The sequence below is a fragment of the Actinoplanes sp. NPDC049548 genome (genome assembly GCF_040676695.1).
GTDB lineage: Bacteria > Actinomycetota > Actinomycetes > Mycobacteriales > Micromonosporaceae > Actinoplanes.
On the sequence record NZ_JBFAPM010000009.1, the window covers coordinates 237,171 to 263,506 of the forward strand.

At 74.1% G+C, this 26,336-nt stretch carries 23 protein-coding genes; 10 read left to right on the forward strand and 13 right to left on the reverse strand.

What is annotated here, in order from left to right; all coding sequences use genetic code 11:
- Positions 1 to 4: 4 nt before the first annotated feature.
- From AB0J80_RS20105 to AB0J80_RS20145, 9 genes are read right to left on the reverse strand one after another with little or no spacing between them, the layout of a single operon-like run.
- On the reverse strand, positions 5 to 1,210 hold the full coding sequence (locus tag AB0J80_RS20105) for a cytochrome P450 (protein ID WP_364706832.1): 1,206 nt from the start codon (positions 1,208 to 1,210) through the stop codon (positions 5 to 7).
- Positions 1,207 to 2,322: a glycosyltransferase gene (locus tag AB0J80_RS20110; protein WP_364706835.1), complete on the reverse strand. Its 1,116-nt coding sequence runs from the start codon at positions 2,320 to 2,322 to the stop codon at positions 1,207 to 1,209. The genes AB0J80_RS20105 and AB0J80_RS20110 overlap by 4 nt, the downstream gene beginning before the upstream one ends.
- A complete protein-coding gene (locus AB0J80_RS20115; RefSeq protein ID WP_364706838.1) occupies positions 2,319 to 3,467 on the reverse strand; it encodes a GNAT family N-acetyltransferase in 1,149 nt (382 codons plus the stop codon). Before AB0J80_RS20115 ends, AB0J80_RS20110 begins: the two co-directional genes overlap by 4 nt.
- Positions 3,464 to 4,297 carry a Wzz/FepE/Etk N-terminal domain-containing protein gene (locus tag AB0J80_RS20120; RefSeq protein WP_364706841.1) on the reverse strand — a complete coding sequence of 278 codons (834 nt, stop codon included), beginning with the start codon at positions 4,295 to 4,297 and terminating at the stop codon, positions 3,464 to 3,466. Before AB0J80_RS20120 ends, AB0J80_RS20115 begins: the two co-directional genes overlap by 4 nt.
- Positions 4,294 to 5,409 (reverse strand): glycosyltransferase, encoded by a 1,116-nt coding sequence (locus AB0J80_RS20125; RefSeq protein WP_364706844.1) that lies wholly within the window; start codon positions 5,407 to 5,409, stop codon positions 4,294 to 4,296. Before AB0J80_RS20125 ends, AB0J80_RS20120 begins: the two co-directional genes overlap by 4 nt.
- The gene (locus AB0J80_RS20130) at positions 5,406 to 6,128 is read right to left on the reverse strand and encodes a polysaccharide deacetylase family protein (RefSeq protein ID WP_364706846.1); all 723 of its coding nucleotides are present in this window, start codon (positions 6,126 to 6,128) and stop codon (positions 5,406 to 5,408) included. Before AB0J80_RS20130 ends, AB0J80_RS20125 begins: the two co-directional genes overlap by 4 nt.
- Entirely contained in the window at positions 6,118 to 7,656 is a 1,539-nt protein-coding gene (locus tag AB0J80_RS20135) for a lipid II flippase MurJ (protein ID WP_364706849.1), read from the reverse strand. The genes AB0J80_RS20130 and AB0J80_RS20135 overlap by 11 nt, the downstream gene beginning before the upstream one ends.
- Positions 7,656 to 9,035 (reverse strand): O-antigen ligase family protein, encoded by a 1,380-nt coding sequence (locus tag AB0J80_RS20140; protein WP_364706851.1) that lies wholly within the window; start codon positions 9,033 to 9,035, stop codon positions 7,656 to 7,658. Before AB0J80_RS20140 ends, AB0J80_RS20135 begins: the two co-directional genes overlap by 1 nt.
- A gap of 2 nt (positions 9,036 to 9,037) precedes the next feature.
- Positions 9,038 to 10,450, reverse strand: a complete 1,413-nt coding sequence (locus AB0J80_RS20145; RefSeq protein ID WP_364706854.1) for a sugar transferase — start codon at positions 10,448 to 10,450, stop codon at positions 9,038 to 9,040.
- A 396-nt stretch (positions 10,451 to 10,846) separates the two neighbouring features.
- On the opposite strand from AB0J80_RS20145, the gene AB0J80_RS20150 reads away from it, so the two are divergent.
- The 4 genes from AB0J80_RS20150 (at position 10,847) to AB0J80_RS20165 (ending at position 16,540) form a co-directional block, all read left to right on the forward strand.
- Positions 10,847 to 12,724 (forward strand): adenylyl cyclase, encoded by a 1,878-nt coding sequence (locus tag AB0J80_RS20150; protein WP_364706856.1) that lies wholly within the window; start codon positions 10,847 to 10,849, stop codon positions 12,722 to 12,724.
- Between the two features lie 124 nt (positions 12,725 to 12,848).
- Positions 12,849 to 14,318 carry a S8 family peptidase gene (locus AB0J80_RS20155; RefSeq protein WP_364706859.1) on the forward strand — a complete coding sequence of 490 codons (1,470 nt, stop codon included), beginning with the start codon at positions 12,849 to 12,851 and terminating at the stop codon, positions 14,316 to 14,318.
- Between the two features lie 23 nt (positions 14,319 to 14,341).
- Entirely contained in the window at positions 14,342 to 15,649 is a 1,308-nt protein-coding gene (locus AB0J80_RS20160; protein WP_364706861.1) for a hypothetical protein, read from the forward strand.
- 102 nt (positions 15,650 to 15,751) lie between these two features.
- The gene (locus tag AB0J80_RS20165) at positions 15,752 to 16,540 is read left to right on the forward strand and encodes a hypothetical protein (RefSeq protein WP_364706864.1); all 789 of its coding nucleotides are present in this window, start codon (positions 15,752 to 15,754) and stop codon (positions 16,538 to 16,540) included.
- 6 nt (positions 16,541 to 16,546) lie between these two features.
- On the opposite strand, the gene AB0J80_RS20170 is transcribed toward AB0J80_RS20165, so the two are convergent.
- On the reverse strand, positions 16,547 to 17,758 hold the full coding sequence (locus AB0J80_RS20170) for a low temperature requirement protein A (RefSeq protein ID WP_364706867.1): 1,212 nt from the start codon (positions 17,756 to 17,758) through the stop codon (positions 16,547 to 16,549).
- A gap of 55 nt (positions 17,759 to 17,813) precedes the next feature.
- On the opposite strand from AB0J80_RS20170, the gene AB0J80_RS20175 reads away from it, so the two are divergent.
- Both AB0J80_RS20175 and AB0J80_RS20180 read left to right on the forward strand, forming a co-directional pair.
- Positions 17,814 to 18,536, forward strand: coding sequence for an ElyC/SanA/YdcF family protein (locus AB0J80_RS20175; protein ID WP_364706870.1), 723 nt, complete (start codon positions 17,814 to 17,816; stop codon positions 18,534 to 18,536).
- Positions 18,537 to 18,560: 24 nt separating this feature from the next.
- Entirely contained in the window at positions 18,561 to 19,262 is a 702-nt protein-coding gene (locus AB0J80_RS20180; RefSeq protein WP_364706873.1) for a glycosyltransferase family 2 protein, read from the forward strand.
- Between the two features lie 6 nt (positions 19,263 to 19,268).
- Here the strand turns inward: AB0J80_RS20180 and AB0J80_RS20185 are convergent, their stop codons facing one another.
- Complete coding sequence (locus AB0J80_RS20185) at positions 19,269 to 21,092, reverse strand: HAMP domain-containing sensor histidine kinase (RefSeq protein ID WP_364706875.1); 1,824 nt, start codon at positions 21,090 to 21,092, stop codon at positions 19,269 to 19,271.
- Complete coding sequence (locus AB0J80_RS20190; protein WP_364706878.1) at positions 21,089 to 21,781, reverse strand: response regulator transcription factor; 693 nt, start codon at positions 21,779 to 21,781, stop codon at positions 21,089 to 21,091. The genes AB0J80_RS20185 and AB0J80_RS20190 overlap by 4 nt, the downstream gene beginning before the upstream one ends.
- A gap of 91 nt (positions 21,782 to 21,872) precedes the next feature.
- On the opposite strand from AB0J80_RS20190, the gene AB0J80_RS20195 reads away from it, so the two are divergent.
- From AB0J80_RS20195 to AB0J80_RS20210, 4 genes are all read left to right on the forward strand, one after another.
- Positions 21,873 to 23,093, forward strand: a complete 1,221-nt coding sequence (locus AB0J80_RS20195) for an HlyD family secretion protein (protein WP_364706880.1) — start codon at positions 21,873 to 21,875, stop codon at positions 23,091 to 23,093.
- Positions 23,094 to 23,122: 29 nt separating this feature from the next.
- On the forward strand, positions 23,123 to 23,788 hold the full coding sequence (locus AB0J80_RS20200) for an ABC transporter ATP-binding protein (RefSeq protein ID WP_364706990.1): 666 nt from the start codon (positions 23,123 to 23,125) through the stop codon (positions 23,786 to 23,788).
- Entirely contained in the window at positions 23,785 to 24,981 is a 1,197-nt protein-coding gene (locus tag AB0J80_RS20205) for an ABC transporter permease (protein ID WP_364706883.1), read from the forward strand. The genes AB0J80_RS20200 and AB0J80_RS20205 overlap by 4 nt, the downstream gene beginning before the upstream one ends.
- 105 nt (positions 24,982 to 25,086) lie before the next feature.
- Entirely contained in the window at positions 25,087 to 25,422 is a 336-nt protein-coding gene (locus tag AB0J80_RS20210) for an SRPBCC domain-containing protein (RefSeq protein ID WP_364706886.1), read from the forward strand.
- On the opposite strand, the gene AB0J80_RS20215 is transcribed toward AB0J80_RS20210, so the two are convergent.
- Positions 25,409 to 26,281, reverse strand: coding sequence for an SMP-30/gluconolactonase/LRE family protein (locus tag AB0J80_RS20215; RefSeq protein ID WP_364706889.1), 873 nt, complete (start codon positions 26,279 to 26,281; stop codon positions 25,409 to 25,411). The two genes, AB0J80_RS20210 and AB0J80_RS20215, sit on opposite strands and share 14 nt — an antisense overlap.
- Between the last annotated feature and the right edge of the window lie 55 nt (positions 26,282 to 26,336).

Genomic DNA, 26,336 nt, shown 5'->3' on the forward strand with positions numbered 1-26,336 from the left:
GCTCTCAGTACGCGAAGCGGAGCCGGCCGACGCGGTTGTCGAAGCTGGACGCGACCAGCTCCGGCTCGCCCACCGACCGGATGTCCGGCAGCCGGGTCAGCAGCTCCCGGAAGAGGACGGTCATCTCCTGCCGGGCCAGCGCGGTGCCGAGGCAGAAGTGCGGCCCGCCGCCGCCGAAGCCGACGTGCGGGTTGGGCCGCCGGGTGATGTCGAAGACGTCCGGGTCGGCGAAGACGGTCTCGTCACGGTTGGCCGCGGCGTAGCAGAGCACCACCTCGTCGCCGGCCCGCAGCGGATAGCCGTTCAGCTCGTGGTCGCGCGCCACCGTACGCCGGAACTGGATGATCGGCGACGAGTGCCGCACCACCTCGTCGACGAAACCGGCGGCGTACCGGTCGAAGTCGCCGGCCAGCAGCGCGCGTTGCTCCGGGTTCGCCGTGAGCAGGTGCAGCCCGTGCGCGATGGCGTTGCGGGTCGTCTCCACCCCCGCCACCAGCAGCAGCGAGAAGAACGAGCCCAGCTCGCGCCGGGTGAGCCCGCTGCCGTCGACCTCCGCGGTGACCAGCGCGGAGATCAGGTCGTCGCCGGGCTCGTGCCGCCGCTGCCGGGCCACCCGGCCCACCACCCGGTGCATCCTCGCCAGCGCGCGCAGGCTGCGGCCCGGAACCCGCGGGCGCCGGCGTACCTCGGTGCCCTCGCCGGCTCGCAGGATCTGGCCGAGCAGCTCCCGGCGGTAGGACGCCGGAATGCCCATCATCCCGCAGATGATCTCGAACGGCATCCGCGCGGCCACCGCCCGGACGAAGTCGGCGGGGCGCCCGGCGGTGACGTCGTCGACGATGCCGATCGCCGTGCGCTGGACGTCGTCGGAGATCCGGGCCAGGACCCGGGGCGTGAAGGCGCGGCCGACGATGGCCCGCAGCCGCGCGTGCCGGGGATCGTCCAGGTTGACCATGGAGTCGCCGAAGACGAACCGGACCCACGCGGCGGGCTTCGGGGTGGTGACGCCGGGGCCGCTGACGAACACCTCGGGCGTACGGCTGGCCGCCACGACGTCGCGGTGACGGAGCAGGGCGTAGGCGCCGTCGCCGCACACCGCCGGGCGGTCCAGGGCGCGCAGCACCCGGAAGGCGCCCAGCCGCTGGGCCGGGGGCCGGCGCCAGAACGCGGGGTCGGCGAGGTCGAGCGCCTCGCGGTGCACGGTGGTCATCGGCATGCCCCTCCCTCTGCCGCGGCGACCTCGGCGGTGCGCTCCGCCAGCCGGTCGAAGGTCAGTCGCAGGTCGAACCGGGCGGCGTGCCGGGCGGCCGCCTCGCCCTCGGCGGCCGCGAGCGCGGGGTCGAGCAGCCGCCGCGCCACCGCCGCGGCGAGCCCCGCCGGGTCGCCGGGTGCCACGCGGGCGCCGGCCGGCCCGACCGCCTCGGCCAGCCCGGGGATGTCGCTGACGACGACGCTGCGGCCGGTCGCCAGCGCCTCGAGCACGGTCAGCGACAGCCCCTCCCACCGCGACGGCAGCACCACGACGTCCGCGGCGGCCAGCCAGTCCCGGACGTCGTCGACCGGGCCGGCGAAGGTCACCCCGGCCACGCGCGCCGAGCGCAGCGCGAAGTCCAGGTCGCCGGCGCCGACCAGGGCCAGCTCCGCGCCGGGGCACCGGGCGCGGACGGCGGGCCAGGCCGCCAGCAGCACGTCCTGTCCCTTCTGCCGGGTCAGCCGGCCGACGCACACCGCCAGCGGTCCGGTGCCCGGCCGGCCGAGGCGGGCGCGTGCGGCGGCCCGGGCGGCCGCTCCGGCGGGAGGGAACCGGTCGAGGTCCACGCCGTTCTGCACCACCGCGTAGCGGCCGCGGACCCCGCCGGCCCGGCCCTGCTCCGCCTCACCGGGGCCGACGCACAGCAGCAGGTCGGTCCAGCGGGCGGCGGCGCGCTCCCAGGCCAGGCTCGCCGCCCGCAGGGCGCCGTCGACGGCCAGCCAGGACCAGCCGTGCGGCTGGAAGAGGATGGGGATCCGCCGGGCCGGGCGCAGCCGGCCCGCGAGACCCGCCTTCGAGGCGTGCAGATGGACGACGTCCGGCCGGTGACGGTCGACGAGCGCGCGCAGCCGCAACGCTTCGGGCACCGACTCCGGTCCCGGGCTGCGCACGGCAGGCCAGCGCAGCCGGGGGACGCCCGCCCGCGCCAGGTCGTCGGCGAGCCGGCCGCCGTCCGGGCAGGCCACCGAGACCCGCCAGCCGCGGGTCATCTGGTCGAGGCACGCCGCGACGACGTAGCGGGCCACGCCGCCGTCGGCGGGCTGGGCGACGTGCAGCACCGCCACGCTCATCGGGGCTCCCCACGGAGTGACCGGAGCCGGTCGCGCACGTCGCGCAGCCACGGGGCGTGCTCCTTGGCGGCCAGCACGGCGGCCCGGCGCGCCCGGACCCCCGTCGCGTACAACGGCGCCCGTAGGCTGCGCGGCCGGCCGAGGATGATGCGCTGGTTCAGCGCCTCCCGCGGCTGCCAGCGCGCCTTGTACTCCTCGGCGCCGCGCAGCATGCTCATCGTCGGCAGGCCCAGGCGATGGGCCAGCGGGAGCGTGTCCGACAGCAGCATCGTGCTCACGTCGACCCGCTCGCGCAGCGCCGGGTCGGCACCGAAGAGGTAACCGCCGACGAGGTCGCGGCCGATGAGCATCAGCGACGAGGCCATCAGCCGGCCGTCGATCCTGTACTCGAGGAGGGCCGCCTGCCCGGCCTCGAGCATGCCGCTCACCGAGCGGGTCAGGTGGCCGGCGAACGCGGGGCTCAGGTGGTGCTCGTTGATGCCGCGGCCCCGCCACTGCAGCTCGTGCAGGCGCAGCAGCTCGGCGACCGCCGTACCGGCGCCGGCGGCCGGCACCTCACGGACCTCGATGCCGGCCCGGTCGAGCTGGTTGAGCCGGCGCCGGACGGTCTTGCGGGTCTTCGGCGGCAGGCCGCGGACCAGGTCCTCCATCGGCGAGGCCGGCAGCTCCAGGCAGAGCGACGCGGGGCACCGCCACCGCCCGCCGGGCCAGGACTCCCACAGGGCCGTGCCGGTCACCGCGCCGGGGCGGGACTCGGGCAGGTCCACGGCGTCCCAGCCCGGCTCCAGCAGCAGGGCCTTGGCGAGGATCCGGGCCGCCGGCCGGGTGGCGTCGTCGGCCGCGAGCACGTCGGTGAAGTCCGCCAGCGCCCCGCCGAGCGGCGTGAGGACGGTGCAGCCGGTCCGGCGTTGCAGCTGGAACGGCGCCGCGGCGACCAGCCGGCCCTCGTGGCGGACCAGCACCAGGCGCAGGGTGCCCGGGGTCGCGTACGAGTGCCACCACGACTCCAGCCACGAGTACGCCTGGAACGGTGACGCCGTGCCGCAGCGGGCGTACAGGTCCTCCCACTGCTCGCGCAGCCCGGCCAGCCCGGCGTCGCCGCGGCGGGTCTCCGCCGTCCACATGTCGCGGTCCACGGTGATCATTCGTCCTCCATCCCGGCGACGGTCGCCCGCCCGACGACCCGCTGCGCCGGGATCACCCGGTCCGCGGCATCCTCGCCCAGCGGCGCGTCCAGCGACGACGCCCGGTAGGCCGTGATCGCCTTCGACGGGCGCTGGACGAGCGCGATGCCGGTGAAGCGTCCACCGTCCGCCGCCGGCTCGTCCTCCTCGGCGTCCTCCACCTCGGGCACCTCCGCCTCGTAGCGCGCCGGCTCGGCCCGGGTCTCTTCCTGCTGCTCCTCGACGCGTTCCGCGACGGTCGCGGAGCGGCCCACGCCGGCCAGGACCGCAAGCCCGCCGATGAGCAACCCGCCGGCCGCGCCCACGGCCAGCTCCAGGGGCGGCTTCGGCGAGGTCGGGCGCTCCGGGACCGTCGCCGGGGCCAGCATCGACAGGCTGACCTTCGTGTCGGACCGGCGGAGGCTGCCGTACTCGGTGAGGGCGCCGGCGACCGCGTTGGCGCGGTCGGTGGTGGCCCGGGCGCTCGTACCGGTCGCGGTGATCTCCACGACCGGCGCGTCGGGCGACGTCTCCGCGGTGACCGACGACAGCCCGCCGGCGTCGCCGCCGAGCCGGGCCGCGGCCTGGGCCAGCACCGGGCCGCTGGTGGCGATGCGGCCGTATGCCTGAGCGAAGTTCAGCGCGGTGATCGACTCACCCGGCTCGCCGATCGCCACCACGTAGGCCTTCGCGGTGTAGGTGGGGGTCTTCAGCGCGGCATAGGTGGCGCCGGCCGCCCCGCCCACGAGGGCGAGCAGGAGCAGCAGCCCGAAGCGCCGAACCAGCCGCCGCAGGATCTCGCGTGACTTCACCGTGGTGTTCCTTTGCTCTCGGCCAGCGGTCGGGAAACGATGCGCTCGTAGAGGCGGCCGACGGACTCGGCCAGCCGGGCGATGTCGTAGCGGGTGACGACCGGGGGCACGGGCCGGCGGGCGCCGCCGCGCTCGGCGAGACCGGCCAACTCGGCGCGCAGGGCGCGGGGCAGCGACTCCGGGTCGCGCGACAGCCGGCGCGCCGCGTCGTCGCCGGACTCCTCCAGCGGCGGGCAGACCGCGTAGAGCGACGGCAGCCCGCAGGCGAGGGCCTCGAGGACGGCGAGCCCGAAGGTCTCCTGACCGGACGGTGAGACGAAGACGTCCATGGCGCAGAGCAGGTCCCGGACGTGCCCCACCGCGCCGGTGAAGACGACCCGGTCGGCCACGCCGAGCCGGGCCGCCTCGTCGCGCAGGGCGGCACGGGCGGAACCGTCGCCGACCAGCAGCAGCGTGGCACCGGGAACCTGGGTCAGCGCCCAGATCAGGTGGTCGAAGCGCTTCCCCGGCTCGAGCCGGCCGACACCGCCGATCACGACGGCGTCGGGGGCGATGCCGTAACGGGCGCGGGCCGCCTCCCGCCGCAGCGGGTCGTACCGGAACTCCGCCGCGTCGATGCCGTTGGGGATGACGCTGATCCGCCGCGCCGGCACGCCCCAGGCGCGCAGCCGCCCGGCCACGGTCGACGAGACCGCGATGGTGGTGCGCCCGATGCGCTCGGTGGCGAGATAGAGGGCGCGGACCAGCACCGAGGTCCGGCGTCCCTCGATCACGCCGTCGCCGAGGGAGTGCTCGGTGGCCACGGCCGGGACGCCGGCCAGCCGGGCCGCCACCCGGCCGTGCACGCAGGCCCTGTACAGGTGGGTGTGGACCAGGTCGAAGCGGCCGTCGCGGATCAGCCGGCGCAGCTTCACCACGGCCGACACGTCGCGGTTGCTGGACATGGTGAGCTCGTGGACGGTCGTGCCGTCGGCACGGATCGCGGCGGCGACCGCGCCCGGGTTCGACAGGGTGACGACCTCGCAGTCGTACGGCAGCCGCCGCAGCAGCAGCCGCAGCTGATGCTCCGCGCCGCCCGGGGCCAGGCCGGTGATGACGTGCAGGATCCTCATCGCGCGGCCCTGCCCGCCCGCAACCGGTGCCGCGCCAGCTTGGCGAGCAGGCGCGGCGCGGTGTCCCGGTCGCCGATGAACGTCCGCGGTACGGCGTGCCGCCCGTCCAGCGGCGACGGGTGCACGGCGCAGGCGTAGTCGTACCCGGTGTCCTCGACCGCGCGGATCTCCCGGGCGCCCGCGTCGCCGTACGGGTAGCAGAAGCCGCTGATCGTGGTGCCGGTGATCTCGGTGAGCAGCAGCCGGCTGCGGCGTACCTCGTCGAACAGCTCGCCGTCGCCGACCTTGGTGAGCCGCAGGTGCGAGAGGCTGTGCGAGCCGATCTCCATGCCGGCGGCGGCCGCGCGGCGGACGTCGGCGGCGGTCATCAGGGTCTTGCGGGGAGCGGGGTCGTCCCAGGAGTTCCAGCCGCCGAGGGAGCCGGCCACCACGAACACCGTGGCGGTGAAGCCGTGCCGCTCGAGGGCCGGGACCACCTCGGTGACGAAGTCGGCGTACCCGTCGTCGAAGGTGAGCCCGACCAGCCCGGCGCCGCGCCCCCCGCGCCGCGCCTCCATCAGCTCGGTCATCGACACGCCGCGCAGGCCCCGGGCGGCGAGCCAGCGCAGCTGCCGGCCGAAGCGCTCCGGCCGGACGGTGACCTGGTAGGGGTCGGAGTCGTACTCCTGCACCGAGTGGTACATCAGCACCAGCGGCAGGGGAACCAGTTCAGCCTCCATGGTGGATCCTCCGCTTCCACACCTCGTCGAAGCTCCGCCGGGCCAGGGCGGCGAACGCACCGAGCACCACCAGGCCGCCGACGACCGCGGTGGGCAGTGCCGGCCATCCCGTCAGGAGACGGCCCGCGAACCAGCCGGCGGCACCCGCTACCGCCGCGGCGCCGGCCAGCTTCGCCGTCGCGGTGCCGACCGCCGGCACGGAGATCGCGATGACGCGGGCGCGCAGACCGGCGAGCAGCAGCACGGCGGTGGTGGTGATGCCGACGCCGTTGGCCGCGGCGATCGCGTACGCCCCCAGCCACGGCACCGAGGCCGCGGCGAGCACGGCCGTGAGGGCGAGACCGACGGCCATCGCGACGGCCGGGTACCACGTACGCCGCTCGCCGGTGAAGAACGGCCGGGAGAGCACGCCGACCATCGCGTGCCCGAAGACGCCGAGCGCGTAGACCCGCATGATCGCCGCCGTCGCCGCCGTGTCCGCCGCGGTGAACTCGCCGTGTTCCAACAGCACCGCCACCACCTGCGGGCCGAAGGCGACCAGGTACGCGGCGGCCACGAAGATGAGCCCGGTGACCGTCCGCAGGTCGGTCTCGACCCGCCGCCGGGCCTGGTCGACCTCGCCCGCCGCGACGCTGCGCGCGAGCGTGGGGAAGGTGACCGTGCAGACCAGCAGCGCGATCAGCATCGGGATCTGCGCGACCTTCTGCGCATAGTTCAGGTACGAGATGGTGCCCGGCGCCAGCGACGAGCCGAGGAACCGCTCGACGAAGACCTGGGCCTGCCGGGCGACGGTGTAGACGACGATCGGTGCGACCGCCCCGAGCATCACGCCGGACCCGGGATGCCGCCAGCGCCGGGGCAGCCCGACGTGGCGCAGGAAGCTCGGCAGCTGGGCGAGCACCATGAAGACGCTGCCGAGCGCGACGCCCGCGGCGGCACTGACGACGCCGAGCCGCCCGTGCAGCGTCGCCATCAGCGCGACGATCCCGACGTTGTACGCCAGGTGGATGGCCGCGGGCGCCCCGAACACGTGGTTGGCGCGCAGGGCCGCGCTGAGATAGCCGGCGATCCCGAACGTCAGCACGGTGATCGCCGTGAGCCGGGTGCAGGTGACGGCGAGCTGCGGGTCGGCCAGGCCCGGTGCGACGACGTGGACCAGCACCGGCGCGCCCAGCGCGACCGTCGCCGAGCCGAGGACCAGCACGGCGATGACCGGCGGCAGGGTGGCGGACACGACGGCCCGGGTGGCCCGGAGGGCGTCGCGCTCGGTGGCCCGGGTGAGCGCGCGGCTGAACACCGGGATCATGAGCAGCGACATCGCGCCCTCGACCACCAGGACGAAGGCGGTCTCCGGCACGGTCCAGGCGACCAGGAAGGCGTCGGTGCCGCCGTCGGCGCCGAAGAACCGAGCCAGGAGCAGGTCGCGGACGAGCCCGAGCAGAGACCCGGCCATGGTGACGACGATGGTCACCAGCGCCGCGCGGACGAGGGTGGTGCGCACCTGGCTGCGGTCGGCGGTCGCGGTCATCAGCGGGCCTCCTCGGCGGGGCGGGGGATGATGACGCTGCGCCGGGCGACGAGCCCGAGGATGACGGCGAGCAGGACGCTGCTCGGGCCGCCGCCGATGTCGCCGTAGACGAAGTCGACCAGGGTCCAGACCATGACGGCCGGCGTGGCGAGGTCGAGGAACCGTTCCTCGGCCGGCGGGAGCAGGCCGGACCGGCGTCGTACGGAGCCCACGGCGAGGGTGCCGAGCAGGCCGCCGAAGGCGAGGATGCCGACCGTGCCCTGTTCACTGAGGACCATCAGGTACTGGTTGTGCGCGGACAGCAGGGGCTCCCGGCTGACCCCGGACGCGGGGTCGCCGACGTCGCTGCCGGCCGAGAGCGCCACCGAGGCGTAGCTGTCGCGGTAGCCGGCGAAGTCCTTGAGGCCCACCCCGATCACCGGGTGGTCGGCCCAGATCGCGCGGGCGGCCTGCCAGAGGGCGTACCGGTCGCGGACGGACTGGTCCGGGGTGCTGCCGGAGGACGTGATGCTGGTGATCCGCTGGCTGAACGTGCCCGAGGCCGGGTCGCCGCCGCCCGCGCTCAGGGAGAGCAGGGTGAAGGCGATCGCGCCGATGCCGGCGACGAGGGCGGCGATGCGCCAGTTGGCGATGACCAGCAGGACCAGCACGGCGCAGGCGGTGGCGATCCACGCGCCCCGGCTGAGGGTCAGCCCGAGCGGCAGGAGGAGGAACGCCGCGCCGGCGAGCAGGGCCGTGCGAGCCCGGCCGCGCAGTGCCAGGCCGAGGGCCAGGGTCACGATCAGGCCGTAGCCGAGCAGCGAGGCCAGGGCCATGACCTGCTCGGCGCCGAACGTGCCCACCGCGCGGACGTACTCGCCCGCGTAGGAGGCGCCGGTCTTCGTGACGTACTGGTAGACACCCACCGTGCCCTCGACGGCGGTGACGGCGACGATCGCGCCGGCGACCAGGCGGATGTCGCGGCGGTCCCGCAGCGACATGGCCACGGCGACCGGGACGAGGACGAACAGCTCGCTGTAGCGGATGAAGCCGATGACGCTCGCCGACACGTCGCTCGCGGTCACCGTCGCCAGCGCGAAGGAGGCGAGTGCGGCGCCGAACGGCAGCCAGCCCCGCCGGGCGGTGGACCGGTCGCCGGCGAGCAGGCGGACGGCGAGGACGGCGACCACGATCCCCGCCGCGAGGTCGGCCGCGGTGATGTGCCCGGAGGCCGACACGTCGCTGATGTGGCTGGGCACGCAGATGAGCAGCACCGTGCCGACGACCAGGACGCTCGGCCGGCGTACGGCCACGTCGACGGCCGTGAGCAGCCAGGCGAGCGGGGCGAGGGCCACGCGCATCGGGCCGCGTACCACGACGAGGGGCAGGGGGGCGGTCATGGTCAGACCCGGTGGATGCTGATCATGGCGCCGACGGTCCGCAGGATGATCTTGATGTCCATCCCGATCGACCAGTGCTCGATGTAGTGGTTGTCGAACCGCACCCGCTCCTCGATGGACGTGTCGCCGCGCAGCCCGTGGATCTGGGCCCAGCCGGTGATGCCCGCGGGCACCCGGTGCCGGTCGAGATAGCCGGCGTACGTCCGCTGGAACTGCTCGACGAAGTACGGCCGTTCGGGCCGCGGGCCGACCAGCGACATGCTGCCGCGCAGGACGTTGACCAGCTGGGGGAGCTCGTCGAGCGAGCTGAAGCGCAGGAACCGGCCCACCGGCCCGACCCGGGCGTCGGTGTTGATGTTCCACTTGACCTGCGACTCGAGGTCGGTGGACGGGGTCAGCGACCGGAACTTGACGATGGTGAACGGATGTCCGTCGCGGCCGATCCGCTCCTGGCGGAACAGCACCCCGTGGCGGCCGGACTCGATCTTCACGGCCAGCGCGCAGAGGAGGAAGACCGGCGCCAGCAGCACCAGGGCGACCGCCGCGCCGCAGATGTCGATGAGCCGTTTGACCGCCCACCGCCGCAGTTGCACGGGTTCGGGTCGCAGCCGCGCGAGCGGGATGCCGCGGATCACCTCGGCGCCGCCGCAGCCGACGGCGAGCTCGAACAGCCGCGGCACGACGTGCACGGTGACGCCGTGCCGCCGGCACCGGCGCAGCGCCGCCACCAAATCGGCGTCCGGTGTGGCCGGGTACGCCACGATCAGGTGCAGCGGCTTGTACTTCTTCACCGCCTTCTCCAGGTCCGCGGCGGGGGCGAGGATCGGCAGGCTGGTCTCGGTGAGCGTGCGCGGGCCGACGAAGCCGACCGGCGCGATGCCGTACGAGCGGTCCTCGCGCAGCGCGTCGGCGAGCCGGACGGCGACCTCGCCGCAGCCCACGACGATGGCCGCGCGGCCGGGGGAGCGGCGGCGGTGCCGGCGCAGCAGCCGGTAACCGGCGACGCGGCCGGCCACGAGGGCGGCCAGGACCACGGCCAGCACCTCCGGCGCGGGCGGCACGGGCCACGGCAGCCAGACGCCGGCGACCGTGGCGACCGCGAGCGCGAGCACCAGGCGGGGGATGTCGTCGAGGACGGAGAACTGCAGGCGCGTCCGGTAGAGGCCCGCGACGGCCAGGGTGAGCGCGACGGCCGTGGCCCGGACGAGGGCGGTGACCTCGCTCGAGCCGGTGGCGGCCGACACGGCGGCGACGGCGGCCGCGTCCAGCGCGACGAGGACGGCGCCCTCGCCGAGCCCGGTGCGGGCGGCCCGGACCGGGCGGGCCGGCACGGGCGGTGCGACGGGGCGGGCGATGAGGTCGGCGGGCCGCCCGGTCGTGCGACCGGGGCGGATGGTGGATGCGATCTGGAACACGGTCCTCCCTGCCGGCGAACACGCTGCACCGGTGTGAGGAGACCGGTGTCGGCATCGGGTGATGACGTTCTGCTTCAGAAGCGTCGCAGGCCGTGCAGGTGCAATTACAGTTGCAAATGTCATCAAGAACGTGAGGGATCCTCATGCGCGATATGACATTTTCGGGAAGTGATCGGGAAATTGTTATTCCGCCATTTCCCGGCGGTCGGCGCGGATGGGCCGTGTGGCGAAATGATCATCCGTTCGGCCTTGCTGGTTCCGAAACTGAGGCGAGATGTCCGTATGCGGCCCCGAATGCCGTGTTGAGAGAGCGCTCCCCCACTTGACATCCGGGCTCGTCTATCGCTTTCTGTGACCTGGTTCATTGCCGCCCTGTTACCGAAAGGACCACCCCGCATGTCGACACGCCCCTCCGGGCGCCGGCGCCTCGGCCGGTTACTCGCCGTCGGCCTCCTCCTGGCGACCGCCGGAACACTGACGGGTACGTCCGCGTCCGCGGCGCCGTCGCAGTACGGGAACACCGTCCCGGGTCTCGGGGCCAACGTCACCGTCTTCGACCCGAGCATGCCGGTCGAGCAGATCCAGAAGACGCTGGACGCCACCCACGCCAAGCAGGTCGACAACGAGATGGGCACCGACCGGTACGCCTACCTCTTCAAGCCCGGCACCTACGGCACCGCGGAGAAGCCGCTGCAGGTCAAGGTGGGCTACTACACCGAGATCGCCGGCCTCGGCGCATCGCCGTCCGACGTCGTCATCAACGGCAAGGTCGAGGTCTACAACCGCTGCCTCGGCGACGGCGGCACCAGCAACTGCATCGCGCTGAACAACTTCTGGCGCACCCTGTCCAACCTCACGATCAACGTCAACGGCGCCGGCCAGGACGGCTGCCGCTCCTCGGCCAACTTCTGGGCCGTGTCGCAGGCCGTGTCGCTGCGCCGGCTCGACATCAAGGGCGGCAACCTGTCGCTGATGGACTACTGCACCGCCGGCCCGCAGTACGCCAGCGGCGGCTTCATCGCCGACTCGCACCTGCCCGACGTGGTGAGCGGCTCGCAGCAGCAGTGGCTGACCCGCAACAGCGTCGTCAAGAGCTGGTCGAACGGCGTGTGGAACCAGGTGTTCGCCGGCGTCGAGGGAGCCCCGGACGACGCGGCGTTCCCGAACCCGCCGTACACGACGCTCGAGCAGACCCCGCTCAGCCGGGAGAAGCCGTACCTGTTCGTCGACGCCAAGGGCAAGTACAACGTCCGGGTGCCGTCGGCGCACCGCAGCACCAGCGGCACGTCCTGGGACGAGGGCCTCACCGCGGGCCGTACGCTCCCGCTCAGCGACTTCTTCGTGGCCAAGCCGTCCGACCCGGTGTGGAAGATCAACGCCGCCCTCACCCTGGGCAAGCACCTGCTGCTCACCCCGGGCGTGTACAACGTCGACCACACCATCAACGCCTGGCGCCCGAACACGGTCGTGCTCGGCCTCGGCCACGCCACGCTGACCGCGGTGAACGGCGCCACGCCGCTGGCCGTCGCCGACGTGCCCGGCGTGATCGTCGCGGGCGTCACCATCGACGCCGGTACCAAGGAGTCGAAGACCCTGCTGCGCGTCGGCAACAAGCACGGCCTGGGGATCAGCTCGCCGACCAACCCGACCACGCTCTCCGACGTGTACTTCCGCGTCGGTGGCCCGCACGTCGGCAAGGCCGACACCACGCTCGAGGTCAACAGCGACAACGTGCTCATCGACCACACCTGGGTGTGGCGTGCCGACCACGGCGTCGAGGGCTTCACCGAGGGCGTGAACGGCGACACCCAGCGCTGGCGTACCAACATCGGCCGGCAGGGCGCGGTCATCAACGGCGACAACGTCACCGCGACCGGCCTGTTCGTCGAGCACTACCAGCGGTACAACACGACCTGGAACGGCGAGAACGGCACGACGATCTTCTACCAGAACGAGCTGCCGTACGACCCGCCGACGCAGGCGGACTGGATGAACGGCTCGGTCGAGGGCTACGCCGCCTACAAGGTCGGCAACAAGGTCCGCAAGCACACCCTGTACGCCGGCGGTGCGTACGTGTTCAACCAGAACAACCCGTCGATCCACACCGAGAACGGCTTCGAGGTCCCGAACCGCCCGGGTGTCAAGCTGCACCACATCCTGACGGTGAACCTCAGCGCGGGCACCCTCGACCACGTCGTCAACGGCGTGGGCGCCGCGGCCGACACCACCAAGATCGGTCAGCCGGTCTACGTCAACGAGTACCCCGCACCGTAGAACAGCACGAAAACGGACGGGCCGGGGCACTGCGCCCCGGCCCGTCCCCGGTCCGAGTGATACCCGGTGTCGGAAACTGCACCGAGCCGTACTCCGGTGCCTGACCTGGGCTTACGTTCCGGCCATGGCGTACGCGGACCGCGGTCATCGCTCCCGGCTGATCGGCGACCTGAACCGGTCGCCGGACGACGGGCCGGACGAGCCGGTGCCCGTCCTGCTGGAACTGAACGTGCTCTACCCCGGTGGCCTGCGGGCGGTCACCGAGGCCTTCCACGCGCTGTGGGCCGACGCCTCGTCCCCGCCCGCGATGGTCACCGCGAAGCTCTACCAGTGCGTGCTCACCCGCGCGCAGCTGCACGCGATCATGACTGTCGACCGCCGGGCCGCGGCCGCCGGGGACCGGCCCGTGATCATCTTCAAGGCCTGGCCGGACTACCCGCTGTACGCCCAGATCGACCGCTCCGCCCCGACCGTCAAGGCCGACGCGGCGTGGCGCTCGTACAACGCGCGGGGGCGGGGCGTGGTCTGGGCCGTGGCCGACTCGGGGATCGACGCGACCCACCCGCACTTCGCGGCGCTCGAGCTGGCCACCGACCCGTGCACCGGCCGGACGGCGGGCCTGCACCGCGACTTCACCGGCCTGGTCCGCCTGCCCGGTGACCCGAAGCCGGACCCGGAATCGCCGCTGACCGACCAGCAGGGCCACGGCACGCACGTCGCCGGGATCATCGCCGGCGGCACCCCTCCGGGCCGGTTCCCGCACGTCGCCGCGTCGGACGAACCCCTCGACGGCGGGTACGTCCAGCGCCAGCGCGTCGGCACCCTCAGCGGGATGGCGCCGGACTGCGAGCTGGTCAGCCTCAAGGTGCTGCGGCACGACCCGAACCTGGGCACCTTCGTCACCTCGTCCGCGGCGGTCATCCGTGCGCTCGACTACCTGCGTACCGAGGTGAACCTCGACCCGAACGTGCTGCGGGTGCACGGCGTCAACATCAGCCTGGGCTGTGCGTGGGATCCCGAGCACTACGCCGCCGGGCAGTCGCCGCTGTCCCGGGCGGTCAACCAGCTCGCCGACGCGGGCGTGCTGGTGGTCGTCTCGTCCGGCAACGGCGGCGGAGGCGTCGGACCGCGGGCGGACAGCACCGCGGTCCTGGGCTCCATCACCGAACCGGCGCACGCCGAGGGGTGCATCGCGGTCGGCTCGACCCACCGCGAGGCGCCGCACGCCTTCGGCGTCTCCTGGACCTCGGGCAAGGGGCCCACCCTGGACGGCCGGCTCAAGCCCGACGTGGTGGCGCCCGGCGAGTGGATCGCCTCGGCGGCGACCGGGCTGGTGCGGTCCCGGGCCGGCCTGGACCTGCCCGCCGACGATCCGGAGCGGCTGCTCACGTACGCGGAGCAGTCCGGCACCTCCATGGCGGCGCCGCACGTCTCGGGTGTGCTTGCCGCCTTCCTGTCCGCCCGCCCCGAGTTCATCGGGCGCCCCCGCGAGGTGAAGCGGCTGCTCATGGCGACCGCGACCGACCTGGGCCGGGAACGGTACGCCCAGGGCAGCGGGGTGGTGGACCTGATGCGGATGCTCGCCGACGCGTGAGCGGCGGCGGAAGGAGAGGAACCATGAACCCGTGGGAGCTGCACTTCGACCGGGACGGCACGCTCACCGCGCCGGCCGAGACCACCTTCTTCGACGACGTCGCGGCGCGCGGCATCACCGACCTGTTCGTCTTCAGCCACGGCTGGGGCACCGGTGAGCAGCGGGCCCGCGACCTCTACGACGCACTGTTCCCGCTCATCGCGGACCTGGCACCGCCGACGGCCGGTTTCGCAGGCGTCTTCTGGCCCTCACTGTGGTTCCCCGACCCGCCCCCGGAGGCGGCCGCGCAGGTGCGTGCCGCGGTGCAGGCGGACCGGCCGGGCGCCGCCGACGCGGTGCTGTCCGGCAAGGAGGTGGCGCAGTCCCTGCTCGGGTCGTTCGCGGCCGGCCGCCGGGCCGCCGTGACCCGGATGGGCGAGCTCGTCGACGAGGGCGCCGCCGGCGTCGGCGCCGATCCACCGGCGGTCCAGCAGGCCCGGCTCGACGAGTTCCACTCCCTGCTGGGTACGGTCTTCGCCGCGTCCCGCCTCGGCCCGGAGGACTCGGGCGAGCGCTCCTTGCTGCTGGCCGAGGACCCGCGGCAGGCGTACGCCCGCATCGCCGACATCCTCGGCAGCGCCCCGGCGGACGGCGACGCGCAGGGCATCGGGGACCTCTTCGACAAGGTGTGGCGGGGAGCGAAGGACGCGCTGCGGGTCGGCTCCTACTTCGAGATGAAGGGGCGGGCCGGTGACGTGGGCCGCCGCGGCCTGGGCCCGATGCTGGCCCGCCTGCACCAGCGGCTGCCGCAGGTCCGGGTGCACCTGGCCGGGCACAGCTTCGGCGCCCGGCTGGTCTCCTTCGCGCTGGCCGGGATCGGCTCGGCCGCGCAGAGCCCGGTCGCGTCGCTCTGCCTGGTGCAGGGCGCGTTCTCGCACTACGCGTTCACCCCGCTGAGCGGCATGCCGTTCGGCGCGGCGGGCGCCCTGCACGGCGTGGCGGACCGGGTCCGGGGCCCGCTGGCGGCCACTTTCAGCCCGCACGACTGGGCGGTCGGCCGCTGGTATCCCCGGGCGTCGTTCCTGGCCCGGGACGACTCGGCGGCCGCCGTGGACCCGGCGATGCGGTGGGGCGGCATGGGCGCGCACGGGTTCCAGGGTGCCGCGCCGGCCCGGCAGCTCACGCTGCTGCCGCCCGGGACCGCGTACGCCCTGACGGCCGGCGCCTTTCACACCGTCGACGCGTCGCAGGTCGTCGCCGACACCCGGCAGTCGGCGTTCTCGGGCGCCCACTCCGACATCGTGCACCCGGAGGTGGCCTGGCTGATCGCCGCTGCCGCCGCCGCGCACTGAGAACCGCAACCCGACTGCAACCCAGGTCGTCTCACGCCGGTGCGGGCGCCGCCGATTCCCGACGGTGCCGGTGAACGCGCCGGCAGTGAGAGGGGTTGGTCGATGAGGTCCCACCCGGTCCGGCGCCGCCTCGCCGCGATGCTCGCCGCCGCCTGCGTCGTCGCCCTGGCACCCGTGCCGGCGTCGGCCTCCGTTCCGGCAGCGCCGGTCCGGGCGGCGGGCAACCGCAAGGCGTACGCGACCATGGGCACCCCGGCCCCGCGCTGGAACCCGTGCGCGCCCATCGGCTACCGGTTCAACCCGGCCCGGGCGCCAAAGGGCGCGCTGGCCGACGTCAAGGGCGCCATCCGGCGGATCAGCGCCGCCACGGGCCTGAAGTTCGTGTACCGCGGCACGACCACGGCGGTGCCCCGCGCCAAGAAGGGCTACAACCCCGACTACCCGGCGAACACCCAGCTGGTCATCGCCTGGGTCCACCCGCGCAAGCAGAGCGAGTGGCTGCCGAACAACCAATACGCCGGGATGGGCGGCCCGGCGTGGACCACGGGCTACACCGCCACGGGCAAGGCGACCGGCCTGATCCAGTGGGGCGGTGTCGTGCTGAACGCCAACCTGGACCTGGCGGGCGGCTTCGGGACCGGCCCTCGCTACGGCTTGCAGGGCACCCGCGGCCAGCTGCTCATGCACGAGATCGGTCACGCCATCGGCCTCGCCCACCCGGACATCCAGGACCAGCAACAGATCATGTACGGGACGATGACGCGCAAGAAGGCGGTCTGGGGTGCGGGCGACCTGACCGGCCTCCGGCTCGTCGGCGCGTCTCAGGGCTGCATCCGGCGCGAGGCCGTGTCCGCGGCGGTCGTGAGCACCCGGGAGCGCGTCCTGCCCTAGCAGGGCCTACACCTCCGCGGTGCGGACCTCGCCGGAGCGGTGCAGGAGGAAGCCGGTGACGACGCCGGCGACGAGGATCGCGGTGAGCAGGCCCAGCGTGGTCGCGGGCGCGAGGTCGAGCACGGCGACGACCAGCACGAGCGGGACGCCGAGACCGGGCCAGAGCACCGCGCCGCGGACCCGCCGGCCCAGCCCTGCCTGCATCACCGCGCTGCTGAGCAGGTAGCCCGCCGTGCCGATGGCGAGCACCCAGCGGGTACCGGGTGTGAGGTGGTCGTCGGCGCCGTGCAGCACCGCGTGCTCGAGCCCGACCGCGACGGCCGCCAGGGAGACGGCCAGCGGCAGGTGCGCGTACACGTAGAAGTCGTGCACGCCCTGGCGGGTGTGCTCCCGGTCCTCCTCGAGCAGCCGGCGCTTGGCGGCGCCGCCGGAGAGGTCGAAGTAGATCCACCACAGGGCCGCCGCCACCACGAACGCCGGTGCCGCCGACAGCGCCACACCGGGTTTCCAGTCGCCGTCGTGCAGACCCGTGACGGTCGCCGCGACGGACTCGCCGAGCACCAGGATCACGAACAGCCCGAAGCGCTCCGGCAGGTGTTCCATGTGCAGCGGCACGGCGTCGCGCAGCCGGGCGGCGACCGTCGGACCGACCAGGTCCAGCAGGACTCCGGCGGCCCAGAGGGCGTACCGGGCCGGGGTCGGCACCGCGATCGACGCCAGCCAGAGCGCCGCTCCCGCCACGTGCCCCCACAGGTACGGGCGGATCGTCGCGCGTGCCCGCGGGAGATGCCGCCATGCCCGCAGGTAGCCCACGATGAGCGCCAGCCGCACCGCCACGTACCCCAGTGCGAACCACCGCCCGGCGTCGCCGGCGATCCCCTGCACCGCGGCCGCCATCGCCACCACCCCGGCCATGCCGGTCAGCGTGAGGACCCGGAAGACCGCGTCGTCGGTGTCGAAGCGGTTGGCGTACAGGGTGGTGCTCGCCCACGCCCACCAGCCGGCCGTCAGCACGGCGGCGAACACGGCGCCGCCGTGCCACGTCTCGTCCTTCGCCAGCAGATCGGCGCAGCGGGCCACGAAGAGCACGAACGCCAGGTCGAAGAAGAGCTCGAGGCGGGTGGCGGACCGGTCCGACTCCTGGTTGAGGTCCGGGGGCCGGATCGGCCGGACCTGCTCGGCCTCCTGCTCGTCCAGCCGGTTCTCCGTCTCCGCCATGGGAAACGGTTACCCGCGTCGATGACCCGCCGAACCCGGGTACGGTCGGAAGGCCATGATTCCTCCCACCGCGACGGTGCTCCTCGTGTTCGGGCGGGGCGTCACCCGCTCCGCCGGCGGCTACGTGCTCACCCCGGGCAGCGGTGCCCGGGTGGCCGCGGCCGCCGGATACGTGACCCGGCATCGCGACGCCTTCCTGGCCGCGGCAGCCGAGGGCCGGCCGGCCCGGATCGTCTTCAGCGGCGGCTGGGCCGAGGCGTCGGAGGGCGCCGCGGAACCGCCCGCCGGCAGCCGCGAGGGTGACCTCATGCTCGGCGCGGCCCTCGCCGCCGGCCTCGACCGGTACGCCGACCTGCACGCCGAGACCCGCTCCCGCAGCACCCTGGAGAACGTCGTGCACGTGGCCCGCGAAGGCCTGCTGCCGGACGGCCCGGAGCCGCTGGGCCTGGTGTCGCACGCCTGGCACCTCCCGCGGATCCGCTACCTCACTGCCAAGGTGCTCGGGCGGCGCGGCGCCGACCTGGTGGACGTGCCGGCGAGCGGCGGGGACGACGACCGGTCCCGCCACGGCGAGCGGCTGGCGTATCTGACGTCCCGGGTGTGCCTCCTCGGCGTACGCGACCCCGACGCCCTGCTGCGCCGCGAACGGCGCATGGTCGCGTTGCTGCGCCGCGCCGAGCGTGGGCTGCGCCGCCCGGCGCCCGCGGTGGCACCCGTCTCGGCGGAGCTTCTCGAACAGGTGACGAGCACGCGTTCAGCCCTCGACGGGCGGGTATAGAGCGTCCCGACAGAAGGGGCGTCGATGGCAGTCGTGCTGCTGCCGGTCTACCGGCCGGGACATCACCTGTTCACCTTCACCGGGGGCCTGAGCGCCGCGGGCGGGGTGGACGCCGTCGTCGTGGTGGACGACGGCACCGGAGAGGAGGCGGCGCCGGTCCTGGCGGCGGCAGCCGGTCTGGGCTGCACGGTGCTGCGCCATCCGGTGAACCGCGGCAAGGGCATCGCGCTCAAGACGGGCTTCCGGCACATCGCCGAGAGGTTCCCCGGGCACGACGTGGTCTGCGCCGACGCCGACGGGCAGCACAGCGTCGCGGACGTGCTGCGGGTCGCCGAGCGCACCGCCGCGACCGGCCACACGGTGCTGGGCGTCCGCGACCTCGAGCGGATGCCGCTGCGCAGCCGGGTCGGCAACACCGCGACCCGGGTGCTGTTCCGCGCCGCCACCGGCCGGCCGGTCGAGGACACCCAGACCGGGCTGCGCGGGTATCCCGCCGGGCTGCTCGGCTGGCTGCAGTCGGTGCCGGGCGAACGCTTCGAGTACGAGATGAACGTCCTGCTGTACGCGGCGCGCCGCGGCCACCCCATGGAGCAGGTCACGATTGCCACGAGGTACCTGGACGACAACACGTCCTCGCACTTCAGCCCGGTGGCCGACGCGACGCGGATCTACTGGCCGCTGCTGCGCTTCGTGGCCTCGGGCCTGATGTCGTCGCGGACCCGCTGAGGAGCGCTACACCTCGACGGGAGCCGGCGACGACGAGGGCACGGCCGGGAGCGTGATCGTGAAGACGGTGCCGGCGCGGGGCCGGCTGGCGACGGTGATCTCCCCGCCGTGGGCCTCCACCAGCTTGCGCACGATGGACAGACCGAGCCCGCTGCCACCGGTCGCCCGGTTCCGGGAGCCCTCCGAGCGCCAGAACCGGTCGAAGATCTTCGGCAGGTCCTCCGCCGCGATGCCGACCCCCGTGTCGCGCACGGCGATGACCAGCCCGGCGGCCTTCACGGCGGCGCTCACCGTCACCGTGCCGCCGGCCGGGGTGTAGCGGATGCCGTTCGACACCAGGTTGCCGACGGCCTGCCGCAGGCGTACGGGGTCCGCCTGCACCTGCGGGTCCCCGGCCACGTCGAAGGTGAGGCGCACCCCCGCCGTCTCGGCCGCGCTGCGGTGCGCCTCCGCCACCTGCGCCAGGATGTCGTGGACGTACACCAGCTCGGGGTGCACGCGCAGGTTGCCGGCGTCGGCCGCGGCGAGGTCGCTGAGGTCGTCGATGACGTGCTGCAGCAGCACCGCCTCCTCGTGCAGCAGCTCGAGCAGCGCGGGGTCGACCGGGGTCAGGCCGTCCTGGGCCGCCTCCAGCCAGCTGCGGATGTTGGTCAGCGGCGTCCGCAGCTCGTGGGCGACGTCGCTGACCATCGCCCGGCGCAGGTTCTCCGAGCGTTCCCGGCGGTCGGCGAGGTCGTTGAGCGCCCGGGCCAGGTAGCCGATCTCGTCGTTGGTGGCCACCGGCACCCGGGCCTGCTGGTCCGCGGGCCGGTCGGCGGCCTCGGTGAGGGCCCGCAACGGCCCGACGAGGCGCCGGCCGGCGACGATCGTGACGACGACGGCGATGATGAGCACCGCACCGGTCACCAGGGCGATCCGCAGCGTGTTCGTCCGGGAGAGGTTGAACACCGGCTGCCCCGACTCCTCGTCCGGGTCGGTCACGAACAGCAGCGCCGGCGGGGCGACGTACTTGTCGAGCTGAGCCTGCCGTGCCTTCTCGACGCACCCTTTGATCCGGTCCTGCGTCTTGCTGTCGAACGGCGAGCGGGTCCCGGGCAGGGGAAGCGGGAACGCTGTGAAGTCGGGCCGGATCTCGATGCCGCGCGGTGAGGGCAAGCCCAGGCAAGGCGCGGTACGCCGGGCCAGGTCCTCCAGGGCCTTGCGCTCGGTCGGGGTGGGCTCGTCGTACACCCGGCAGTACGCCAGCACGCTCTTCGGGTCGATGGTGATCGCGCGTACCGTCGGGCGCCCGCTGGGGCCGTCCACGACCTCGCCCTCAACGCCAGACTCGCGCATGCAGGCGAGCTGCCCGTCGGCGACCTTCCGGAGCAGGTCGCGCTCCCTGGCGGGCAGCTTGTACGGCCCCACGGCGCGCGGGTCGATGCGCTCCTGCCCGCCGGTGAGCGCCAGGTCGAGGTGCAGCGGGTCGACGGTGGCCGACGGGCGCGCCGACCGCAGCGACGGCCCCGGCCCGGACTCCGTGATCAGCCGCCGGTCCTCGGTCATCAGCGTGATGCGCCGGCCCGTCTTCGCGGCGCGCTGCGCGACCAGGGTGTTGACGCCGGACCAGTCGGGGTGGGTGGCGGCGTACCCGACCAGCGCGTCGTAGACGCTCTTGTCGTCGGCGAGGGACCGGCCCTGCTCCTGCTGGATCGCCCGGGTGGTGGTCTGGGTGGCCAGCCAGGCGGTCGCCACGATCGCCGCTACCGCGACCAGGATCGACGTCGCCAGCAGCCGGGTGATGAGGCTGCGGCGCAGGGGGACCCGCCGGGCGCCGGTACGCGGGCTCACTCCGCGCCGCCGGTCAGCTTGTAGCCCACGCCGTACACGGTCAGCAGCATCGTGGGCCGGCGCGGATCCGCCTCGATCTTGCGCCGCAGGTTCATGACGTGCACGTCGATGGTGCGCTCGGTGGAGCTGCGGTCGATGCCGCGGGTGTGCTCGAGCAGCTGGGCCCGGGTGAAGACCCGCCCCGGGTGGTCGGCCATCGCGGCGAGGATCGCGAACTCGCCCGGGGTGCAGTCCACCGGTTCGCCGGCCGCCGACACCTCATGGCGGACGGGGTCGACGTTCAGCGGGCCGATCCGCCGAACGGCGCTCACTGGGCGTGACGACTTGGGAGCGCGGCGCAGCAGGGTGCGGACCCGCGCCATGAGTTCCCTCGGGCTGTACGGCTTCGTCAGGTAGTCGTCGGCGCCGAGCTCGAGCCCGAGCAGCAGGTCGTCCTCGGTCGAGCGCGCGGTGAGCATGAGGATCAGCAGGTCCGAGTCGCGGCGCAGCATCCGGCAGACGTTCAGGCCGTCGAGCTGCGGCATCATGACGTCGAGCACGAGCAGGTCCGGCGGGTCGCGGCGGACGTGCTCCAGCGCGCTCCGGCCGTCGTGCACCACCGTGGCCTCGTGCCCCTCCGCCTCCAGGTAGCGGCGCAGCACCTCGGCCTGGCGTCGGTCGTCCTCGGCGACCAGTACGTGCGCACACACGTCGGCGACTATAGGTGTGCGCGGCTCACATTCCCATGGACGAGGCGATACCTGACAAGATCCTGATATTCGGCGGCCAGGATCCCCCGACATGGCCGACAACTCGCCGACCGAGCTGATTCCGGTCGCCCCGGCACCACTGGGGGATGCGCCGGAGCGGCCGCGCCGCCGCCGGCGCCGGGCGCTGATCGCCCTGGTCGTCGTCGTGCTGGTGGCCGGGACGCTCGCGACGGGGTGGCGACTGCGCAGCGGCGACGCGGCGGAGCCCACGGCGCAGGCCCCGATCGAGGTGCAGATTGCCAAGCTGGCCCGGCAGGACATGTCGGCCTCCGAGTCGCTGACCGGCACGCTGGGGTACGGCACCGCGCAGCCGCTGACCGGCCGCGGGGAGGGCACGGTCACGTGGCTGCCCAAGCCGGGATCCTTCGTACGCCGCGGCGAGCAGCTGCTGCGGGTCGACGACCGGCCGGTGCCGCTGTTCTTCGGCGCCATGCCCCTGTTCCGGACGCTGGCGGAGCGCAACACCGTCGGCCGGGACGTGCGCATCGTGGCGAAGAACCTCCAAGCGCTCGGCTACTCCACCGGCGACCAGCCCGCGACGGGGGAGAAGGTACGCCAGACCCGCCCGGGACCCCCCAAGGGCACCCCACCGAAGCCCCGGACGATCACCAAGTGGGTCACGGTGCACAAGGGCGAGGACGTTCTCACCGCCGCCCTCATCGCGGCCGTCAAGCGCTGGCAGGCCGATGCGGGGCTGCCCGTGACCGGCCGGATAGCCGTCGGCGACGTCGTCGTGCTCAGCGGCGCGGTCCGGGTCGACTCCGTGGCCGTGCAGCTCGGCGCCCCGGCCGGTGGGCCGCTCATGGCGGTCACCCCGACGACCAAGGTGATCACGGTGCCGGCCGACGTCACCGAGGCCGGCTCCATCGAACGCGGTGACCGGGTGACCGTGGCGCTGCCCGGTGACAAGACCGTGCCGGGCAAGGTCACCGCCGTCGGCACGGCGCTCAAGGCCGAGGAGGGCAACGGCGACCAGGCGACGAAGCTGACCGTCACCGTCGCCGTCGACGACCCGAAGACGGTCGCCCACCTGGACTCCGCCGACGTCGAGGTCACCTTCGTCGCCGAGACCCACGAGGACGCCCTGGTGGCGCCGGTCGGCGCCCTGCTGGCACTCAGCGAGGGCGGGTACGCCGTCCAGGTCCGCGGCGGCGGCCTGGTCGGCGTCAAGACCGGCATGTTCGCCAAGGGGATGGTGGAGGTCGACGGCGCCGGCCTGACCGAGGGCACCGAGGTGGTGACCACCTCGTGAGCGCCGTCCTGTCCCTGCGCGACGTGGGCATGACGTACCCGGGCGGGGTCACCGCGCTGGCCGGGGTCTCCCTGGACATCGCCGCGGGGGAGCTGCTGGCCATCGTGGGCCCGTCCGGGTCGGGCAAGTCGACCCTGCTGCACATCATGGGCACGCTCGACCAGCCCACCGCCGGCTCGGTGCACATCGGCGGGCACGACACGGCCCGCCTGTCCGACCGCCGGCTCTCCGCGCTGCGCGGCCGGCTGCTCGGCTTCGTCTTCCAGCACTTCCACCTCACCGACGGCCTCACCGCTGCGGAGAACGTGGCCACCGGCCTCCTGTACGCCGGAGTGCCCCGCCGGCACCGCCGCGCGCTGGCCACCGAGGCGCTGGCCCGGGTCGGCCTCGCCCACCGGGTCGGGCACCGGCCGCACGAGCTCTCCGGCGGCGAACGCCAGCGGGTGGCGATCGCCCGGGCGCTGGTCAACCGGCCCGCCCTGGTCCTCGCCGACGAGCCGACCGGCGCCCTGGACACGGCCACCGGGCACGCGGTGCTCGGCCTGCTGCACCGCCTGCACGAGGAGGGCACCACCATCGCGCTGATCACCCACGACCGCGACATCGCCGCGTCCCTGCCGCGCCGCATCGAGATCCGCGACGGCCGGCTGGTGTCCGACAGCGCCCGGGCCCGGGCCGCGGTGAGCGCCCGGTGACCCGGCCCGTCCGGCTCGCGCCCGCCGACCTGCTGAGCCTGGGGCTCATCGGGCTGCGTACCCGCAAGCTGCGCGCCGCGCTGTCCGCGCTCGGGATCTCGATCGGCATCGCGACGATGATCGTGGTCACCGGCATCCCGGCGTCCAGCCAGGCGGCACTGATGCGGGAGCTCTCCGCGCTGGGCGCCAACGTGCTGCAGGCCATGCCGGTGCCGGACCAGGACCCGCCGGTCCTGCTGCCCGAGCAGTCGGTCGGCATGGTCCAGCGCATCGCGCCGGTCACGGTGGCGAGCGCCGTCGCCAACACCCACACCCTGGTACGGCGTTCCGACCGCACGGACCCGCACGACGGCTCCGGCCTGACCGTGCTGGCCGCCCGCCTCGACCTGCCCGCGGCGATCAACGCGCGGATCCGCTACGGCCATTGGCTCACCGAGGTGACCGGCGCGTTCCCGACCGTCGTCCTCGGCTCGGTGGCGGCGTCCCGGTTGGGCTTCGCCGAGCTGCGGCCCGGCGGCCGGCCACCGCAGGTGATGATCGGCGACCAGTGGTTCACCGTGGTGGGCATCCTCGCGGCCACCCCGCTGTCACCCGACATCGACCGGTCGGTGCTCGTCGGGTGGGAGGCGGCCCGCAGCCGGCTGCGCTTCGACGGCCACCCGACGGTGATCTACCTGCAGGTCCAGGAGGACCAGCTGGAGGCGGTCCGCGCGGTCCTGCCGGCCACGATCCACCCGGAGCGTCCGGGCCAGGTCACGGTGACCCGCCCGTCGGACGCCCTCGCGGCGAAGCGGGCCAGCGAGAACAGCTTCTCCTCGCTGCTGCTCGCCCTGGCGGCGGTGGCGCTGCTGGTCGGCGGCATCGGGGTGGCCAACACCATGGTGATCTCGGTGCTGGAGCGCCGCGCGGAGATCGGGCTGCGGCGGGCGCTGGGCGCCAACCGGGGCCAGATCCGCGCCCAGTTCCTCACCGAGGCGGTGGCGCTGGCGACGCTGGGCGGGGTGGCGGGCACGATGCTCGGCCTGCTGGCCACGGTGGCGTACGCGGCGTACCACGGCTGGCCGGTCGTGGTGCCGGTGCCGGCGCTGCTGGCCGGCGTGGGCGGCGCCGTGGCGGTCGGCGTCATCGCCGGCGTGTACCCCTCGGTGCGCGCCTCCCGGCTCACCCCCACCCAGGCGCTCGCCGCCACATGACCGGGGTGCGTGGCGCCCCCCGTCGCCGCGCACCCCCCGGTCACGACGTGTGGAACGGGCGAGATCGGGCACTCCCGGGGTCCGGCTCGCTCAAGGAGAGAAACGATGTCCGCACACGTCACCGGCTCGTACGAGTTCACCGCCCCCGCGGAGGTGGTGTTCGGGGTCCTGACCGACCCGGACCGCGCGTACCGCTGGCTTCCCGTGAGCGCGCACACCGACCGGGCCGACGACGGCGGGCTCCGGATGCAGTGGCGGGCGGAGGACGGCAGCGGCCTGGACGGCAGCGCCGAGGTGGCGGACCTGCCGGCCGGGGGGAGCGTGGTGCGCGCCGAGGTGACGCTCCCCGGCGATCACGACGAGGAGCAGGCCCGGACGCTGCTCGCCGAGGCGATGCGGGACCTGCAGCGCGACGTCAGCGACAACTTCAACGCCGGCTGACGATCCGTACGGGCAGCGCCTCGACGCCGCGCGCACCCGCGTGGGTGACCAGGACGGCGCCGTCCTGCGGTCCCGGTTCCTCCAGACCGCCGCGGCCACTGGTGACCACGAGCGTGGTGCCCGCGAGGCAGACGCTCGTGGGCTGCCGGGCCGGAACCGTGATCCGGCGGTCGAGTTCGCCGTCGGGCCGGTACCGGTGCACCGCCCCGCCGCCGAAGAGGGCCACCCACAGGAAGCCGTCGGCGTCGACGGTCAGCCCGTCCGGCGCGCCCCGCTCCGGGTCCAGCCGCACGAACGGGCGGCGGGCGCCGAGCTCACCGGTGTCGGGGTCCACGTCGAAGCGGTCGATGTGGCCCAGCGGGGTGTCGGAGAGGTACATCGTGCGGCCGTCCGGGCTGAACGCCGGCCCGTTGGCGATGGTGAGGCCGGTCAGGACGGTCCGCACGCTGCCGTCGGGGTCGAGCCGGTAGAGCGCCCCGCACCCGGGGGACTGGTCGCAGGCCATGCTCCCGGCCCAGAACCGCCCGGCGTGGTCGGCGACGGCGTCGTTCATCCGCCACGGGCGCTGCGTCACCGGCTCGGGCGCCGCGACCGGCCGTACGCCGTCGGAGTCGAGCAGGGCGAACCCCGTACCCGTCGCGGCCAGCCAGGCGCCGGGCCGGTCCGCGACCGGCGCGACCGCGGCGAGCGGCTCGGGGAGCCGGGCCAGCTCGGTGAGCGAGGCGGGACGTCCGTCGGGTTCCCGTGCGGCCAGCAGCCGGCCGGCCGGGATGTCCACCAGGACGAGCCGGTCGCCGGTCCACCGGGAGCCCTCGCCGAGCTCGAGCCGGTCGTCGGTCAGTGCCGTCACGTCGGTCATGCCCGACGTGGTCCCCGCCTCGGCGCCGTCCTAATCCCGCAGGCGTAGCGCGGGT